This window comes from Aliisedimentitalea scapharcae (assembly GCF_045277565.1).
Taxonomy (GTDB): domain Bacteria; phylum Pseudomonadota; class Alphaproteobacteria; order Rhodobacterales; family Rhodobacteraceae; genus Aliisedimentitalea; species Aliisedimentitalea scapharcae.
This window is the reverse complement of record NZ_CP123584.1, coordinates 2,048,507-2,065,046: the sequence shown is the minus strand read 5'-3', so window position 1 is coordinate 2,065,046 and position 16,540 is coordinate 2,048,507. Positions and strand designations below refer to the sequence as shown.

At 56.8% G+C, this 16,540-nt stretch carries 17 protein-coding genes; 9 read left to right on the top strand and 8 right to left on the bottom strand.

The window, feature by feature from the left end; all coding sequences use genetic code 11:
* Nucleotides 1–9 precede the first annotated feature (9 nt).
* Complete coding sequence (locus QEZ52_RS09745; RefSeq protein ID WP_406649888.1) at nucleotides 10–264, top strand: hypothetical protein; 255 nt, start codon at nucleotides 10–12, stop codon at nucleotides 262–264.
* Between the two features lie 71 nt (nucleotides 265–335).
* On the opposite strand, the gene QEZ52_RS09740 is transcribed toward QEZ52_RS09745, so the two are convergent.
* Nucleotides 336–1,271, bottom strand: coding sequence for a LysR family transcriptional regulator (locus tag QEZ52_RS09740; RefSeq protein WP_406649886.1), 936 nt, complete (start codon nucleotides 1,269–1,271; stop codon nucleotides 336–338).
* 97 nt (nucleotides 1,272–1,368) lie between these two features.
* On the opposite strand from QEZ52_RS09740, the gene QEZ52_RS09735 reads away from it, so the two are divergent.
* Genes QEZ52_RS09735 through QEZ52_RS09715 form a run of 5 tightly spaced genes read left to right on the top strand, consistent with a single transcriptional unit; the run spans nucleotide 1,369 to nucleotide 6,180 of the window.
* On the top strand, nucleotides 1,369–2,370 hold the full coding sequence (locus tag QEZ52_RS09735) for a sterol desaturase family protein (protein WP_406649882.1): 1,002 nt from the start codon (nucleotides 1,369–1,371) through the stop codon (nucleotides 2,368–2,370).
* Between the two features lie 24 nt (nucleotides 2,371–2,394).
* On the top strand, nucleotides 2,395–3,384 hold the full coding sequence (locus QEZ52_RS09730) for a sterol desaturase family protein (RefSeq protein ID WP_406649879.1): 990 nt from the start codon (nucleotides 2,395–2,397) through the stop codon (nucleotides 3,382–3,384).
* On the top strand, nucleotides 3,381–4,382 hold the full coding sequence (locus QEZ52_RS09725) for an Ldh family oxidoreductase (RefSeq protein ID WP_406649877.1): 1,002 nt from the start codon (nucleotides 3,381–3,383) through the stop codon (nucleotides 4,380–4,382). Before QEZ52_RS09730 ends, QEZ52_RS09725 begins: the two co-directional genes overlap by 4 nt.
* A complete protein-coding gene (locus QEZ52_RS09720) occupies nucleotides 4,379–5,227 on the top strand; it encodes a hypothetical protein (RefSeq protein WP_406649875.1) in 849 nt (282 codons plus the stop codon). The genes QEZ52_RS09725 and QEZ52_RS09720 overlap by 4 nt, the downstream gene beginning before the upstream one ends.
* Nucleotides 5,224–6,180: a sugar phosphate isomerase/epimerase family protein gene (locus QEZ52_RS09715; protein ID WP_406649872.1), complete on the top strand. Its 957-nt coding sequence runs from the start codon at nucleotides 5,224–5,226 to the stop codon at nucleotides 6,178–6,180. The genes QEZ52_RS09720 and QEZ52_RS09715 overlap by 4 nt, the downstream gene beginning before the upstream one ends.
* 156 nt (nucleotides 6,181–6,336) lie before the next feature.
* On the opposite strand, the gene QEZ52_RS09710 is transcribed toward QEZ52_RS09715, so the two are convergent.
* From QEZ52_RS09710 to QEZ52_RS09685, 6 genes are all read right to left on the bottom strand, one after another.
* Complete coding sequence (locus tag QEZ52_RS09710; protein WP_406649869.1) at nucleotides 6,337–7,359, bottom strand: oxidoreductase; 1,023 nt, start codon at nucleotides 7,357–7,359, stop codon at nucleotides 6,337–6,339.
* 12 nt (nucleotides 7,360–7,371) lie between these two features.
* Nucleotides 7,372–8,334: an ROK family protein gene (locus QEZ52_RS09705; protein WP_406649866.1), complete on the bottom strand. Its 963-nt coding sequence runs from the start codon at nucleotides 8,332–8,334 to the stop codon at nucleotides 7,372–7,374.
* A gap of 40 nt (nucleotides 8,335–8,374) precedes the next feature.
* Entirely contained in the window at nucleotides 8,375–9,490 is a 1,116-nt protein-coding gene (locus QEZ52_RS09700; protein ID WP_406649863.1) for an ABC transporter ATP-binding protein, read from the bottom strand.
* 4 nt (nucleotides 9,491–9,494) lie between these two features.
* Nucleotides 9,495–10,382, bottom strand: coding sequence for a carbohydrate ABC transporter permease (locus QEZ52_RS09695; protein WP_406649862.1), 888 nt, complete (start codon nucleotides 10,380–10,382; stop codon nucleotides 9,495–9,497).
* Nucleotides 10,375–11,250 (bottom strand): carbohydrate ABC transporter permease, encoded by an 876-nt coding sequence (locus QEZ52_RS09690; RefSeq protein ID WP_406650413.1) that lies wholly within the window; start codon nucleotides 11,248–11,250, stop codon nucleotides 10,375–10,377. Before QEZ52_RS09690 ends, QEZ52_RS09695 begins: the two co-directional genes overlap by 8 nt.
* A 110-nt stretch (nucleotides 11,251–11,360) precedes the next feature.
* Nucleotides 11,361–12,617 carry an ABC transporter substrate-binding protein gene (locus tag QEZ52_RS09685; RefSeq protein ID WP_406649861.1) on the bottom strand — a complete coding sequence of 419 codons (1,257 nt, stop codon included), beginning with the start codon at nucleotides 12,615–12,617 and terminating at the stop codon, nucleotides 11,361–11,363.
* Nucleotides 12,618–12,753: 136 nt separating this feature from the next.
* On the opposite strand from QEZ52_RS09685, the gene QEZ52_RS09680 reads away from it, so the two are divergent.
* Both QEZ52_RS09680 and QEZ52_RS09675 read left to right on the top strand, forming a co-directional pair.
* Nucleotides 12,754–13,509, top strand: a complete 756-nt coding sequence (locus tag QEZ52_RS09680) for a response regulator transcription factor (protein ID WP_406649860.1) — start codon at nucleotides 12,754–12,756, stop codon at nucleotides 13,507–13,509.
* 3 nt (nucleotides 13,510–13,512) lie between these two features.
* Nucleotides 13,513–14,952, top strand: a complete 1,440-nt coding sequence (locus QEZ52_RS09675) for a sensor histidine kinase (protein WP_406649859.1) — start codon at nucleotides 13,513–13,515, stop codon at nucleotides 14,950–14,952.
* Between the two features lie 383 nt (nucleotides 14,953–15,335).
* Here the strand turns inward: QEZ52_RS09675 and QEZ52_RS09670 are convergent, their stop codons facing one another.
* Nucleotides 15,336–15,779 carry a DUF4345 domain-containing protein gene (locus QEZ52_RS09670; protein WP_406649858.1) on the bottom strand — a complete coding sequence of 148 codons (444 nt, stop codon included), beginning with the start codon at nucleotides 15,777–15,779 and terminating at the stop codon, nucleotides 15,336–15,338.
* A 126-nt stretch (nucleotides 15,780–15,905) separates the two neighbouring features.
* On the opposite strand from QEZ52_RS09670, the gene QEZ52_RS09665 reads away from it, so the two are divergent.
* Complete coding sequence (locus QEZ52_RS09665) at nucleotides 15,906–16,502, top strand: TetR/AcrR family transcriptional regulator (RefSeq protein WP_406649857.1); 597 nt, start codon at nucleotides 15,906–15,908, stop codon at nucleotides 16,500–16,502.
* Nucleotides 16,503–16,540: the final 38 nt, after the last annotated feature.

Genomic DNA, 16,540 nt, shown 5'->3' with positions numbered 1-16,540 from the left:
CAGCAGTCAATGGACAGCGACCGGGGCAAATGTCTGGCACAGACTGCGTACCGGACCCGAACGCGCAACGCGGCGAATGTCCGTCGTTCGCGCGACGGCTTTTGTCAGTTCAAGATGCTCTCCGAGCAAGATGGTGAAACGGCTCTCGTGAACTTCTCCCACAAGAAGCCGACCCTCGAAAACCGCGTGCCAGAGAATGTGAAGCGCGCGATCATTGAGCTGGCACCAACCGCACAGGGCACCGTCAGTGCTGTTTCCCGATAGTCAGCTCGCAGCCAACCCTATCGTCACCCGAGATTGCCACCGTCACGCAGGACAGATCCGCTATGGGATGGTCAGCGGGAATGGCTGCTCGGAGCTGTGTGGATGCCGCTGATCAGGAAATCTCGCAGCTTTGTCGTGGATTGTGAAAGCGGGGCATTTTCCCGGTAGCATAGAAAATAGGATTTCTTTGGGGTCAGACCAACATCGCCAATTCTGACCAGCCTGCCGGACTGGAATTCGGCGTCGAGCAAATCCGAATTGGCGAGAACGACGCCTTCGCCTTTGAGAGCCTTGCCAACGGAATGTACGTAGCTGTTGCACGGGATTGTAGGCCAGGCAGAAATATCTGCGCGCCCCATTCGTTTGAGCCAGACCTTCCAATTGACCCACTCTGGCGTGAGGATTGCATATTCCAATAGAGCCGGCGCATTTTCAGCGGGCACGGTGGTTTCAAACATCGCGTGGTCTCGGGCCTTCCGGGCAATTTCCGGTGTCGCCGCAGGCACAAGATCACCGCCCAGCAGATTGACGGTTTTCCACCCGGGCACCTGCCCGTCACAATAAAAGATCACGAGATCATGGCGGTCTGACAACAAATCAGCAGTACTGTCGCTGGTTGAGACATTCACGTTGCAGGAACTGTCGCTCAGCGAGAATTCTTTCAGTTGCCCATAGAGCCAGAACATGGAGACGGCCGCATTCGCAGCGACGCGCACCACCGGTTGCTCCGGGGCTTTGACCTTGTCAATCGCGCGCTCGAGGAAGTCCAATGCAATCTCGACATCTGCGGCCAGACCAGCGCCCGCTTCGGTGATTTGCAAGGCGCGCCCGTCGCGGGAAAACAGCGGCGTTCCGAGCCATTCTTCAAGCCGATGAATACGTTTGCTGACCGCCGCCTGCGTCACAAACAGTTCGTCGGCGGCACTGTTCAGGCTGCGATTGTTTGCAACCGCGTTGAGAAACAACAGGCTGTCAAGCGGCGGCAGAGATTTGCGATATCTATTCATAACTTGAGGTTATGTAATTTGCGGACAAATACCAGTGTTTTCGATGTTGGTTAAAAACATGAAGTATATCCCAATCGACCTGACGGGAGGAGCACACATGTCCCACACTGACGAGCACCTGAAAGCCGGTCCAAGCAAGGAATGGAATTGGCATCCTGACCTGCCTGTCGCTGTCACGCCGCTGTTCTCATGGCCGCCCAATCCGATGGCAACGATCCGGTGGTTTGCGACCAACTGGCTGCCAATGACCGAATTCATGATCTATGCGCTGATGGCCTGGGCCACTTGGGCATGGTTGGTGCCACCGCTGGAGCAGATGCAACACCTGAGCTGGGGATGGGTATTGCAGCTTTGGGCACGCAACCTGATTTTGATGATCATCTTCGCACAGGGGCTGCACCTGTGGCTGTACGGGTGGAAAAAACAGGGCGACGATTTCAAATTTGACCGGCGCGGGTTGGCCAAGAATGCACGTATTTTCCTGTGGGACGATCAATATTGGGACAACGTCACCTACGCTCTTCTGTCCGGCGTCACGATCTGGACGTTGTATGATGCCATTGTCTGGATGGGCTATGCCAATGGCTGGGCCCCCATGATCACGGTCAAAAGCAACCCGATCTGGTTCTTTGCCTTGTTCCTGTTGATGCCTGCGATCCAATCCTTGCACTTTTATTGGCTGCACCGCGCGCTGCACATTCCATGGATCTACAAACGGGTGCATTCGGTGCATCACCGCAGTGTCTCGATTGCGCCATGGTCCGGCTTTTCGATGCACCCGGTCGAACATATCGGTTACATGGGGCTGCTACTGATCTTTCTCGTTGTGCCCGCACACCCGATCCACTTCATCTTCATGGGGTATTGGCTGGCCTTGGCCACGGCCACATCCCATGCCGGGTTTGAAAACCTGGTGTTGGGGGACAAGGCCCACCTGAAAATCGGGTCGTTCCACCATCAGCTGCATCACCGGTACTTTGAATGCAATTACGGCAACCCGGAAATGCCGTGGGACAACTGGTTCGGCAGCTATCACGACGGCAGCCCGGAGGCCACGGACCGCGTGCGGGAAACCAAAAAACGTATGCACGCATCTTAACACCACATACGAACAGGCCAAACCATGTCGACACCTCACCGCACATCCGCCGTTTGGAACCACGCGCCAGAGCTGCCATTGGCCCCGATGCCATACTGGCAGTGGCCCCCCCGGCCCTGGGCAGTTCTGCGCTGGATCTTTGAAAACTTCCTACAAGTCTCTGACCGGGCGCTGTTTCTGGTCTACAGTTTTGTCATCGCCTTCTGGCTGATGCCCTTTGTGCCTGCAGAGGCGACGTTTGGATGGGATTGGGCCGCGCTGGTGCTGCTGCGCAACATGGTTGCGGTGGTGTTGGTGGTGGGCGGGCTGCACATCTGGTTCTATGGCATCGACGGTCAGGGCAATGTCCTGCGCTTTGATACCCGCCCGATCACAGGCCGCAAGAATGCGCTGTTCCTTTTTGGATACCAGACATGGGACAACATGTTTCACACGCTGGTTTTTGGTGTGCCGATTGCGTCGGGATTTGAGATTGCCATGCGTTGGGCCTTTGCCAATGGGGGGACGATGCCGGTTGAGTTTTCCCAAAGCCCGGTTTGGTTTGTCTTGCTCTTCCCTGTGTTGACCTTGTTTCAGGGGGTGCACTTTTACCTGGTCCACCGCCTGATCCACTGGCCACCGCTCTATCGGTATGTGCATTCGGTGCATCATCGCAACGTCAATGTCGGGCCATGGTCCGGCCTGTCGATGCACCCGGTCGAACATGTGTTCTATTTCAGCAGCCTTTTGATCTTTTTTGTGCTGCCCGCCCATCCCGTGCACATCATGTTCTTGCTGCACTGGCAGTTGTTGGGAGCACCTACCGGCCATTCGGGATACGAGGCCGTGTTTGCCCGAAACAAGGCGCGCATTCTGATTGGCGGGTTCTTTCACCAGCTTCACCACCGCTATTATGAATGCAATTATGGCAGCCCGGAATTCCCGCTCGATAAATGGTTCGGCACCTACCATGACGGAACCGACGAGATGACCGTGAACGTTCGGGCACGCAAAAGAAGGATGCACGCGAAATGAGCGTTTTGCTGTCCCCTGAGGACGCACATACCCTGATTTGGAAGGCGATGACCGGCAGCGGCACGTCGCAAGAAAACGCCGCCTATTTCACCGAAGCCATTCTGGAGACCGAGCTGTCCGGTCTGGACGGGCATGGGTTTTACTGGCTGCAATATTACTGCGCCCATCTGCGCAGCGGCAAGGTCGATGGCAAGGCCGTGCCACAGGTTCAGGCACTGTCAGACACCAGCTTTCGGGTTGATGCGCGACACGGCTTTGCCCATCCGGCGATTGAGATGGGATTCAAACATCTGATCCCGGCGGCCAAGACGCATGGCGTTGCGGCGATGGGTGTTCACAACTCCTACAACGCCGCAACCTTGGGGTTTCACACCGGATATCTTGCGCGCGCTGGCCTTTTGGCCCTGGGTGCGACCAACGCGGTGCCCAATCTGGCCCCGGTGGGCGGCAAAACCCCGATCATCGGCACCAACCCGATTTCCTATGCCGTTCCGGCACCAAATGGCAAAATCGCCTTTCTGGTTGATCAATCGGCAACGCAAGTGGCCTGGACGGCCGTGAAACACGCCGCCGAAGCAGGTGAGCCAATCCCGCTTGGCTGGGCGCTGGATGCGCAGGGCAATCCCACCACTGACGCCGAGGCCGGGCTGGCCGGGTCGATGGCACCTGCGGGTGGGGTCAAAGGGTTCAGTATCGGACTTTTGGTCGAGGTGCTCTGCGCCGCGCTGGCCGGGGGCAATCTGGGACCGGATCAGGGGTCATTCACCGACGATGACGGCAAACCCATCGACAACGGCCAGTTCTTTGTGGCCTTTGATCCAGACAAATTTTCGGGCGGTGGTTTCCATCAGACGATCACCACGCTCGTCGCCTCCATCACTGAACAGGACGGGGCCCGCCTGCCAAATGCGCGACGCGAAGAAAACAGACGGAATCTCGCAAAACATGGCATTCCGATTGACGCGGAACTCTTGGAAACACTGAAAGGTTTCGCATGACAGAGGCCGAGCTGCGGCGCTTTCTCACCCAGCAGGGTCTGGCAGATGACCGCACAGTTTTTCGCAAGCTTAAGGGAGGGTATCTGAATTCAGTCTGGCGTGTCGATACCGCGGACCGACGGCTTGTCGCCAAAGAGTTTGCCGAGCCGATGACAGGCACCCTCTTTCCCAATCTGCCGGACGACGAAGCCAAAGCCTTGCACCGTCTTGCGGGGCTGGACGTTGCCCCCGATCTGGTCGGGTATTGGGCTGATCAATCTCTGCTGGTTTACGAATACGTCGAAGGGAACATGTGGGACGGAGACATGCCCAGCGTCGCCGCGCTTGTGATGCGCAAAGAGGTCGCCGATCCAACAGGTTTTCGCAGCGTCCCCTTGGATGTCAGAGACATCATTGCCCAAGGCGATGCCCTGTTTGCCCGCTGCACATCACAGCCCACCACCACCCCACCGCCTTGGGCCAAGGTGCCCCCGCCGCACAAGCTGTCTCTGATCCATACGGATGTTGGTGGCAATCTGGTCGGCGCGGGGTCGAACTTGCGCCTGATTGATTGGCAATGCCCAGCCATCGGCGACATTTGCGAAGACATCTACAGCTTCCTGTCGCCCGGTTTCCAGATCCTGGGCGAACGCGCGCCCCTGACCGACGCGCAGGTCGGCGACTTCTGGTCGGCCCTGTCTCGCCCAGACCTTGCCGAGCGTTACGCGTTGCTGCGCCCTGCCTATGCATGGCGTTTCGCCGGGTATTGCGCATGGCGCGCCGAAGTGTTGCAAGATGCGGACATCTGTTCGCGATATCGTCGCGCGTTTGGCGCAGAACTGACCTACATGGGACACTGCGCATGATCGTTGATACCACCATCCACAGCTTCAGCCTCCGGCATCACTTTGCGCATCAGCCGGGGTTTGACGCCATCGCCTTTGCCGATCTTGCACGGTCAATGGGGTTTCAGGGCATCAGCCTGTCGCTGAACGATGCAAGCTATCGCCATCTGGGCGGATGTGACACCGACCGTATGGACCGTCTGCGCGCCTATCTGGTCGCGCATGGGATGAGCCTGGAGGTGGATACTTCGGATACGGCACCCGCGCATATGTCCAAAATGCTGAATGTGGCGCATCGCATGGGGGCGACATCCCTGCGAACCTACACCCGTCATGGCGCAGACGTGAGTGAGATGATGCAAAACACATCCGCCGATCTGGCGGCCGTGGTGCATGAAGCACACGACCTGGGTGTGATCATCGTGCTGGAAAACCACGAAGATTTCACCGGCCCGGAATTGGCCGACATCGTCGAACAGGTGAACCATCCCAATCTGAAAATCCTCTACGACTATGGCAATTCACAGATGGTTCTGGAAGATCCGATTGCCGCGTTGGACGCGGTGCTGCCCCATGTCCATTCAATCCATTTCAAAGACCACGTGATGATCCGGGCCCAAGATGCAGGCCAGCTCACCGTTGCCGGTGTTCCGGTCGGAGACGGTTTCCTACCGCTTGCCGACCTGACCCGCCGCCTTCTGGATCAGGGTTTGCGGCGGTTCACGTTTGAAAACGTCTGGGCCTATAGCGCGCCCATTCAGGCCGGGCGCAAGGCGCTGAAGGGTGTAAGCCTGGGAGACGGCGCGTTTGCCTATCTCGATCCGCCCTTTGATCCGGCACGTGTCATACTGCGGCACTCCGAATTCAGCCCCCAAACTCTTGTCGATCTTGAACGTCAGGCCCTGCACCGGGGACATGAGGCATTTCGGCAAATCCTGAAGACCCTCGGCGCATCCGGAGACTGGGAATCCTGAGGAGTGTTTCAGCGCAACATTCTGTAAGCGGGCCGGGCCGCGTACCTATAATGCAAGTCTCAACATTTTGGCTCCGCTAGCTGGCGGACCTGCGGTCGTCGACACGCAGAAATTCGTGTTTCCGGCGCGGCGCAGTCAAGCCAGACCGCCAAGCGACTAAAGCATTACCCGCGTGCCGGTCTGGCCGGAAATCTTGGCAGCATCCAACACACGCATCACCTCCAGAGCCTGTGATCCAGTGACGGCCAGCGGTGCCCCATCGCAAATTGCATCGGCGATCCCGGCGTAAAACGCCTCGTATTGACCGTCCCGAAGTTTCAGCGCCCGACGCTCGCCATTCATATCAACAATCTCGGCGCGACCGCCCGGTGTCTGACCCCATTGCGGATCGCCCGGGCGTTCCCCCCGTTTCAATGCGTCTTCCTGGCCATCGAACCCATATTGGAACAGACATGCACGCGCACCAAACAGCGAAATGCGGGGCGCATGATCGGGCATCAGGGAACTGGCATGGGCCACGATCCGTGTTGGTCCGAATTCCAGGACGATGTGAAAGAAGTCGTCGACAACAGCGCCCTGGCGTTGGCGCGCCAAATTGGCGGTCACGGCGTCGGGCATACCAAAAAGCACCACAATCTGATCAACCAAATGCGGGCCAAGATCGTAGAGAATTCCAGCCCCCGGTCGATCCCACTCGCGCCACCGATCCTTGATTGCGGGGCTGTAGCGGTCGAAATGAAACGCGCCATAACTGATCGACCCAAGAAGACCGTCGTCCACCACGTCCCGTGCGGTCAGATACCCACCATCCCAGCGACGGTTCTGGAACACGCTGAGCATTTTCCCAGTGTCCTCGGCCAGTTGTACGATCCGGGCCGCCGAGCCGCTGTCCAGGGTAAACGGTTTATCGACCACAACATGCTTTCCCGCGCGCAGCGCCAGTTCGGCGAGCGACGCATGGCTGTCGTTTGGTGTCGCAACAACCACAAGGTCGATATCGGGATCATTGACGACGTCCAGGATCGGCGCGCCTGTTGCTCCCTGCGGCAACGTTTTGTCGCTGAAGTCACGACTGCCAATCCTGGTCAATTCCAACCGGGGTTCGGCCACAATCAGGGGCGCGTGGAACACCCGTCCAGCGTTTCCATATCCCAGCAGGCCGACCTTGATCTTTGACATCTTGCCCATCCTTTAGCGTGTGGAAACATAGTTTCGAGCCCCCAGCAGGCCGAAATCCGGGTTCTGGTACAGGTACACAGGCATGGCTGATCGCCAATTGCTGTGGCGACCACCAGCGTTGAACGCATCAAGAAAGCGTCGATCAAAGATCCATGTATTGGAAAGCGCAACGCCGCCCGTCAGAAAGACCCCTCCTTTGGCATTGAAGACCAGGGCAAGATCGCCAGCGATCTGGCCCAGTGCCCGGCGAAACAGGTCTATGGCGATATTGGCATTCTGATCCTCTCCCCTTTTTGCCAAGGTGAACACCTGCGCAGAGGTTTTGGGTTCAACAATTGACTGGCGTGCATGTGCGACTGCCTCATAGAGCATGGGAACACCTGTGCCGGACAGGATGGCTTCGGCCTCGACGGCCACCCCATTTCCGATACGGATCTCGGGCCACAGTCTCACCAACTGTTCAAAGTAGCCGAATTCCTCGTAAGACTGTGGTGACAGGCTGACATGCCCCCCTTCGCCGGGTACAACATGGGGCTGCCCATGAACCCAAACCAACGCCCCCACGCCAAGCCCGGTTCCAGGTCCGATAACCAACCGCGGACCATGCGGTACGTCGGTCGGCCCCTGCAACACCCGGGTGTCCCCCCCACCGATCGTCGCAAGAGACCAGGCCGCCGCCTCAAAGTCGTTCAGGATTTTGACGTTTTGCGTCTGGCAGACCTCGGCCAGCTCGGTCTCGGAAAAGTTTTGCGCCGAGTTTGTCAGCTGCACTGCGCCATCCGTAACCACACCTGCCGCAGCGACTACAACAGCTTCGGGTGGCCCGTCATGTTCGCGTATGAAACACGCGCAGGCCTCGGGGAAGTCCAGATCACTTTTGGAGTGATACGACTTTTGGTCAACAATCGATCCCACATTCGAAATCGCGGCAAGACGCATATTTGTGCCGCCGACATCTGCTACGAAATTCCACATGGCTTGTCTCTTTCCTATGCCCGAAAGCCCGTTTGGCGGCTTACTCCAGCCGCATCTCGGTTTCAGGGTCGAACAGGCTGGCCCGTGTCATGTCCACGGTAAAATCCATGGTGCCTTCGATGATCTGGGCATAGCCGGAACTGACCCGTGCCATGACCTCGATCCCGCTCCAGTTGAGCACACACAGCGTGTCTGCGCCGGTGGCCTCTGTCACATCGATTTCGGACGCAAAGCTTTGTGTTCCGCTGTTCCCCTGCCCTGCCTGGCTGATTGCCTCCGGGCGCAGACCGATGACGATCTCGCGCCCGACATATGGGCCAAGATCCAATGATTGATCCGACAGGTCAAGCAGGACCGGCTGATCGCCGCCATTTGCGCGGACCGAGATTTCCGCACCATATCCCTTTTCGGTGCGCGACAGTTTCGTGCGGATAAAGTTCATCGGTGGCGACCCGACCAACCCGGCGACAAACATGTTCTTGGGGCGGTCATAGATTTCGGCCGGGCTGGCCAATTGCTGGACTTCGCCGTCTTTCAGGATCGCGATCCGGTCGGCCAGTGTCAGGGCCTCGATCTGATCATGGGTGACATACACCATCGTTGCATTCAGACGTTTGTGCAGCCGTTTGATTTCGGTGCGCATTTCCAGGCGCAGCTTGGCATCAAGGTTGGAAAGCGGTTCGTCGAACAGAAACACTTCAGGACGACGGACCAGCGCACGCCCCATGGCCACCCGTTGGCGTTGACCGCCCGAAAGCTGGCTGGGTTTTCGATCCAGCAGGTGATCCATCTGCAGCATCTTGGCAACTTCGGTCACGGCAGTTTGGCGTTCTGCTTTCGGCACCCCACGCATTTCGAGACCAAAGGCCATGTTCTTGCCAACAGTCATGTTGGGATAGAGCGCATAGGATTGGAACACCATGGCGATGTCGCGGTCTTTGGGGTGCACATCGTTGATCACCCGATCCCCGATCTTGATTTCGCCTTCGGTCACGGTTTCAAGACCTGCGATCATGTTCAGCAGCGTGGATTTACCACAGCCCGATGCTCCGAGAAGCACGAGAAACTCACCATCCTGCAAGTCGATATCGACCCCCTTCAGAACCTCGACACTGCCATAGCGTTTGACTGCATTCTTGATTGTCAGAGAAGCCATTTTCTTATCCTTTGACAGAACCAGCGGTCAAACCACGCACAAAGTAGCGGCCCGCTGCGATATAGACGAGAAGGGTTGGAGCAGCGGTGATAAGCGCCGCGGCCATGTCGACGTTGTATTGCTTTACGCCGGTCGTGGTGTTCACCAGATTGTTCATCGCCACGGTGATCGGCTGAGCCCCGCCGGTCGTGAAACTGGCTCCGAACAGGAAGTCGTTCCAGATCTGGGTGAACTGCCAGATCACCGACACCACGATGATGGGCGGTGACAGCGGCAGGATGATGCGGCGAAAAATGGTGAAGAAACCTGCCCCATCAATGGTCGCGGCTCGTACCAGCTCATCCGGGATTGAGACGTAGTAATTGCGAAAAAACAAGGTGGTAAAGGCAAGCCCATACACCGTATGCACCAGGATCAATCCGTAAACCGTATTGGTGATGCCAATCAGGCCAAGCGTTTGCGCCATAGGCAGAATAACGACCTGGAAAGGCACAAAGCAGCCAAACAGGATCAGCGCGAATACGATGTTGGCCCCTCTAAATTTCCATTTGGTCAGGGCATATCCCGTCAACGCGCCCAACAAAGTGGACAATACGACGGACGGTATCGCCATGATGACCGAATTCCAGAAATATGGCTCCAGACCTTCGCATGTGACCCCGATGCAAGCCTTGCTCCAGGCGTGGCTCCAGGCGGTGAAATTCAACTCATGCGGAAGGGCCAGAAGAGATCCACCGCGAATTTCGGCCAGATCCTTGAGCGAGGTTCCAACCACCACATAGGCAGGCAGCAAGAACCAGATCGCGAACACGAACAGGACAACCCACAACGACAAGCGCAGCCAAGCGTTTGATCGGGTCTGAGCAGGAGCGAATGTGGTGGTATCAGACATGTTTCTTCCCCCGCAATTCGGAATACAGATAGGGCACCATGATCGCGGCGACCGTGGCCAGCATGACCATGGCCGAGGCGGCACCAACAGCGATCTCGTTGCGGCGGAACGTCATCTCGTACATGAAGTTCGCCGGCAACGTCGAGGAATAGCCCGGCCCACCGCCAGTAAGAGCGACGACAAGATCAAAGCTTTTGATTGCCAGATGAGCAAGGATCACGACCGCGCTCATGAAGACGGGTCGCATCGAAGGCAGGATGATGCGCAGATAGATTTTCCAGGGCGACGCACCATCCAGGCTGGCCGCCTTGATGATGTCCTGATCCACGCTGCGCAGGGCCGACAGGAACAGAGCCATGACAAACCCCGCGCTTTGCCAGACGGCCGCCATGACCAATGCATAGACAGCCAGAGTTTCGCTGTTGGTCCAGCCGAATGAAAAGCTCTCCCAGCCCCAACCGCGTATCACGGTTTCCAGCCCCAGCGACGGGTTCATGATCCACTTCCAGGCCGTCCCCGTGATGATAAAGGAAATCGCCATCGGATAGAGATAGATGGTGCGAATGAATCCTTCGGCGCGGATTTTCTGATCCAGCAAGATCGCCAACAGGCAACCGATCACGATCGCAACAAAAATGAAAAGAAAGCCAAAGATGAACAGGTTTTCCAACGCCACGGTCCAGCGGTCCATCTGGAACAGCCGTTCATAGGGCCGGAGACCGATCACGGTATAGTTTGGCAGCATCTTGGATTTGGTCAGCGAAATATAGCCGGTCCAGACGATAAAGCCGTAGACGAAGAACAGGATCAGAGCAAAGCTTGGGGCCACGACGATCTGTGGGAGAACGCGGGCAATTCGATCGGTGATATTTGGGGAATGTCGGGTCACAAGCTGATCTCCTCCGAGAATGCGTCAAGTGAAACCAGATGTTGTAGCCCGCACATCAAAATGCGGGCCACAGGCGAAGCTCAGCAGGTTTACTGGGCCAGTTTGATGGCTTTCACCAACTTTTCAACGGCTTCTTGCGAAGACATGTCAGAGTTGAAGTGCGCGGTGGCAATGTCGATGAAGGCACCGCGTACGGCACCGGCCTGCGCAATTTCATGCGCCATCGAACCAAGCAGCGTACCGCCGTCAGCGGCCGACACCATGTCATCCATCGACTTGATCGCACAATCGTCGAACGCGCCGCGCGAAACATCCGTCCGGGCCGGAATCGATCCTTTGAACAGGTTGAAGGTCTCTTGGAATTCGGTACCCAGAATGAGTTCGGCCAAAAGGTTTTGCCCCGCAATCAGGTCGTCGCCCTTGACGTTGAACATGGCAAAGCTGTCGGAATTCAGCAGGTACCCGTTTTCCGATGGGGTCGACGCACAGATGTAATCCTTGCCCGGCATCTTGCCCGCTGCCGCGAATTCGCCCTTGGCCCAGTCACCCATGATCTGCATCGCGGCTTCTCCGCGCATCACCATGGCCGTTGCCAGGTTCCAGTCACGCCCGGGAAAGTCCGGATCGACATAACCACGCATCTTGCGCATCTGGTCGAATACTTTGACCATGGTGTCGGAGCCAAGAGCATCCATGTCCAATTCGACCAGCGCCTTGCGGTAGAAGTCGACGCCGCCAATGCCCAGAACCACGGTTTCGAACACTGTCGCGTCCTGCCAGGGCTGACCGCCATGGGCCAGCGGAATGATACCCGCGGCGAGCAGCTTGTCTGCGGTCGCGTTGAATTCGTCCCAGGTTGTCGGAACCGAAGCGCCCACTTTGGCGAGAACCTCGGGGTTGGCCCAGATCCAGTCAACCCGGTGTACGTTTACCGGCACGGCCACGTAATTGCCTTCATACTTGACGATGTTTTGGATCGCGTCCGGTAACACGGCGTCCCAATTCTGGCTTGCAGCCACATTCGAAAGGTCGGCAAGCGCCCCGGCCTCGGCCCATTCCTGAATGTTCGGGCCTTTGATTTGAACTGCTGCAGGCGGGTCCCCTGCCAAAACGCGGGCCCGCAGAACGGCGGCCTGTGCGTCACCGCCGCCACCAGCGACCGGAGCATCGACCCATTCGCCGCCACGGGCAGCAAAGGCCTCTTGCAAGGCCTTGACGGCCTTGGCTTCACCACCAGATGTCCAGTAATGCAAAACTTCGGCCTTTGGGTCAGCTTTCAACGGGGCTGCGGTAACGGCGGTCGCAAGGGCAATGGCGCTGACCAGCGCCTTGGAAAACGGTTTCATTCTTGTTCCTCCCAGAATCAAAGAGTTGGTCGTACCAACGCTGCCCAAAGGGTAAGCCCATCGCCCATTCTGCCCACACCTTGTTTTGTTGCGTTTTGTAACAGCCTGATTTCGACCTCTTCGCGAAGTGGAACACATGCTATTATGGTCAGGCACAACTAAAACCACCCCAAGGATCCGAGGTAAGCTCCTGCCACGTGTACACATCATAGAAGACGACGCTGAAATTTCTTTGCTTTTGTCCACCTATCTCGACGGGCGAGGTTTTGAATGTCAGGTGTCTCAAAGCGCCGAGGACGCCCAGACCCATGCTCCCGACAACTTTGAGATTCTGATTGTCGACATCATGCTGCCGGGAATGAACGGGTTGGAATTCTGTCAGTGGGTGCGAGAAACATCAAATGTGCCCATCATCATCCTTTCCGCTGAAAAAGGTGACAGAAAACGTATTCATGGGATCGAACTTGGAGCCGATGATTATCTTGAAAAACCGTTCAATCCCCGAGAGTTGCTGGCACGAATGAATGCTTTGTTGCGCCGCAACACGACCGTGAACCGCCAACACGCGACCGGCAAGATCGGATTTGCCGGTTGGGTATTGGATCGGACCAATCAGAAACTGCACAGCCCCCTCTCTATCCTGGTCCCGCTCAGCTCAACCGAATACCAGCTTCTTTTGAAACTGGCGACGGATCTGCCCGACCCTGTCAGCCGCGAAGAAATTGGTCGGTCCATCCTGAATGTGGAACTCGGCCCGGAAGATCGGCGGGTTGATATCCTTGTCAGCAGGTTGCGCAAAAAGATGTCAGTGGCCCAACCAAATGCCGATTTCATTCGAACCATTCGCAATCGTGGGTATCAGTTCTGTGCGGAAATCCAGGATATCGACTAGGACATGCGCAAAATCCAACTGACGGTTCTGGCCTTGTTGCCGCGATCACTGAGCCAGCGTTTGCCCTTGCTCGTGATCACGGCCTATCTGTTGGGCGCGTTTGTGTCGGCCTGGACCATGTATGGTTTCTTTCAGCGCAGCTCCGCCCTTACCTATGCCGAAACCTCGGGCGATCTGTTGCGCGATTTGCTGAACAGGGACACCTGGCAAGATCTGACAGAAGGCGACGTGGTGACCTCCGGGAGGTTCAAGCTGCGGCGGCACCTTCGGCTGCAAGACGATCTGCCGCCCTATTCGGTGCCGCTCATTCTTGTTATCGACGACGAGCGATTGCGCGCCGCTGTGGCCTTTGAGCGACCACCCCAGTTGCCCCAGGCCCTCAGCGCGAGCACTGAGGAACAAAGCGCATCAGCACGCCTGGCGGAACTGTCACGTGGCATCGCCCGACAGGACCAAACCGCGCAGCTGCACGTTTTTATGTCCGAAGATGTCCTGTTGACCATATCAGCCCCGACGATCTGGCAATCCAGGCCCGGACAAACACGCGTTGCGCTTTTGGGGTTTGCTGCATTCGCCATCGGTTTGTCGCTTGTGGTTCCCCTGGCCCTCAACCTCGCGGGTCCATTCGCCAAACTGGCCGAACGCGGCCCCGTGACCGGATCAGCCGATCCATTGGCGTCCAGTGAGGCCTACCTCATCAGGGACAAGATCGACCGTTTGACCAATCGTTTTCAAGTGGAGCAGGAATCCAAGGAACGAAATCTTGCGGCGATCTCGCATGATTTGCGCACGCCGGTAACCCGCCTGCGTTTGCGCACCGAACTGTTGACGGACGACGCCCTACGGGACCGTTTCGAATCCGATCTCGACGAAGTCTCCAGCATTATCGACGGAGCCCTGGACCTGCTCAGCATCAGGTCGCAACCCGAAGAAAGCTTTCGATTTTCGCTGGCATCGTTGCTGGAGAGTTTGGTCAGCGACTACAGCGATACGGGCAAGAACGTTGCATTCGTTTCACCCGACGAGGTCGAACTGCGATCGGCAATGTCGATTTTCACCTCTGCCGAAGACGTCACTGTCAGAACCGATAATGCCTGCATGATGCAAGGACAACCGGACAAGCTGCGGCGGGCCTTTTCGAACCTGATCGACAATGCCCTGAAATACGGTGGCCGTGCCATTGTCGAGGTCAAACCGGTTTCCAAGGACATGCTGTGCGTTGGCATCAGAGATTTTGGCCCGGGGATCGATCCGGACCAAATCGCGCGCGTCCAGATGCCGTTCGTACGCGGCCACTCTCAACAACCCGAACGCGGTGTCGGTCTGGGGCTTTCAATTGCCGGCGAGCTGATCGAACTTCACGGCGGCACGCTTGAATTCACAAACATGGAACAGGGAGGATTATTGGTATCAGCCTTGGTTTCCAGGGGCGTTATTGCCTAATTCAAACCTGATGTGGCGGACTCCGCAGCGTGCGATGCCGAGACCGGTTCGCGCCCTGCCCGATTGGGCGTGTGCATTGATTGCCTTCCCGACCCTATAGACACTGGAGGGTTTGACGTCGTGAACACCTTTTCAACCGCGTTGACCTGATCAAAGAAACGCCCGCAATCGGGCACGGGTTCGGTGTGCAAGCGGTCCCGTCAACCTATTGGTCGCTTTCAGAGAGACAATCACGTGCACCTCGTTAATAGAGCTTGAACACTGGCACAGGCAGAGCTTGGAGATCGACCCAGAAGGGCCGCTATGCGTAGTATTCCTGGTAGTCAGAGGCCAGCCATGCGGACAAAACCTGACCTCCAAATCAATCGAGTAGATGTCCGCTTTCAGGAACTCTCATCCTTGACTACCTCTGCGTCCCGTTTGCCAGACGCCATCAACCACCACGCAAGCAGCGGAAAACCCACCAGCTCAAATGCCAGTGACGGGGCGATCGCGGCGCTAAATATGACCTCAGTGTTCATGCCGCTGAGCCGAAACAAACCCGCAATTGCGATCAGAGCCGACAGAATAATCAAGGTTGAGCGAAACATGCGCATTGCAAAGCCGCCAATCATGAACGCAGCACCGACGCCGAACCAGACCCCACCAATGAACCGGATGTGGCTATCTTGAGCATGGAATGTTGCAGCATCGGTGATCGAAACAAACTCGCGCGATGATTGCCATCCCAGCGTCATTATCCCGCCCAGGCCGACATTCAAGCCCAGGAAGACGATCACGGCGCCAACGATCACAACAACCGAATTCAGTAAATTTTTCTTGTTCATTTCACGCGTCCTAAATGCCCGCCCTGTGGGCGCTTAATATTTGGTACGCGTTCTATATTAACACCGCCTTGACAAGGCAAGCATTATTTGGCACGCGTTCCGGGATAATTTGCAGAGGGCATAATTATGGCTAGAACCGCTGGTAGGCCACCCCGCAGCAAGGCTGAAATTCTGGAACTCCGGTCAAAGATCGGGAAACACGCGCTTGAGATTTACCGTGCGGAAGGCTTTGGGGCGGTTTCAATGCGCCGTTTGGCCAGAGAGGTCGGATGCGCCCCGATGACACTCTATGCACATTTTGAGGGCAAGACGGATATCCTGCGATACCTTTGGGCTGACGTCCTCACAGACATGTCAAATGACATCGAAAACAAGCTGAAATCGGTCGTTGGCCCCAGGGAACGGCTGCAGACAGCCGCACAAACCTTTACCGCCTATTGGATCAGTCACCCCGATCATTTTCGACTTGTCTTTTTGTCTAACGATGTGACGCGGGCGGATGTCAGTACGTTCGTCAGCGACGACAAAACCTTGGCACACGTCTTGATGTTTTCGAATTTGATCCGCGAGGCTCTTCCGCAGGAACATGACATTAAGATGAAAACTGACACACTCATATCTGGAATGATCGGCATCGCCCTTTGCATGAACACCATTCCTGGCTACCCATGGGCCGACGCGACATTGATGACCAAACAACTTCTTGCGAGCATCCTCAGTTAAGCCAATTCGCAATGTGAGGAAGAGCAGACCTGGGTGCA

Coding starts and splice junctions, on each gene's coding strand:
- QEZ52_RS09670 (WP_406649858.1), bottom strand. CDS start 15,779: ATGAACAAGAAAAATTTACTGAATTCGGTTGTTGTGATCGTTGGCGCC.
- QEZ52_RS09695 (WP_406649862.1), bottom strand. CDS start 10,382: ATGTCTGATACCACCACATTCGCTCCTGCTCAGACCCGATCAAACGCT.
- QEZ52_RS09710 (WP_406649869.1), bottom strand. CDS start 7,359: ATGTCAAAGATCAAGGTCGGCCTGCTGGGATATGGAAACGCTGGACGG.
- QEZ52_RS09725 (WP_406649877.1), top strand. CDS start 3,381: ATGAGCGTTTTGCTGTCCCCTGAGGACGCACATACCCTGATTTGGAAG.
- QEZ52_RS09715 (WP_406649872.1), top strand. CDS start 5,224: ATGATCGTTGATACCACCATCCACAGCTTCAGCCTCCGGCATCACTTT.
- QEZ52_RS09680 (WP_406649860.1), top strand. CDS start 12,754: ATGCTATTATGGTCAGGCACAACTAAAACCACCCCAAGGATCCGAGGT.
- QEZ52_RS09740 (WP_406649886.1), bottom strand. CDS start 1,271: ATGAATAGATATCGCAAATCTCTGCCGCCGCTTGACAGCCTGTTGTTT.
- QEZ52_RS09705 (WP_406649866.1), bottom strand. CDS start 8,334: ATGTGGAATTTCGTAGCAGATGTCGGCGGCACAAATATGCGTCTTGCC.
- QEZ52_RS09675 (WP_406649859.1), top strand. CDS start 13,513: ATGCGCAAAATCCAACTGACGGTTCTGGCCTTGTTGCCGCGATCACTG.
- QEZ52_RS09665 (WP_406649857.1), top strand. CDS start 15,906: ATGGCTAGAACCGCTGGTAGGCCACCCCGCAGCAAGGCTGAAATTCTG.
- QEZ52_RS09700 (WP_406649863.1), bottom strand. CDS start 9,490: ATGGCTTCTCTGACAATCAAGAATGCAGTCAAACGCTATGGCAGTGTC.
- QEZ52_RS09735 (WP_406649882.1), top strand. CDS start 1,369: ATGTCCCACACTGACGAGCACCTGAAAGCCGGTCCAAGCAAGGAATGG.
- QEZ52_RS09745 (WP_406649888.1), top strand. CDS start 10: ATGGACAGCGACCGGGGCAAATGTCTGGCACAGACTGCGTACCGGACC.
- QEZ52_RS09730 (WP_406649879.1), top strand. CDS start 2,395: ATGTCGACACCTCACCGCACATCCGCCGTTTGGAACCACGCGCCAGAG.
- QEZ52_RS09720 (WP_406649875.1), top strand. CDS start 4,379: ATGACAGAGGCCGAGCTGCGGCGCTTTCTCACCCAGCAGGGTCTGGCA.
- QEZ52_RS09685 (WP_406649861.1), bottom strand. CDS start 12,617: ATGAAACCGTTTTCCAAGGCGCTGGTCAGCGCCATTGCCCTTGCGACC.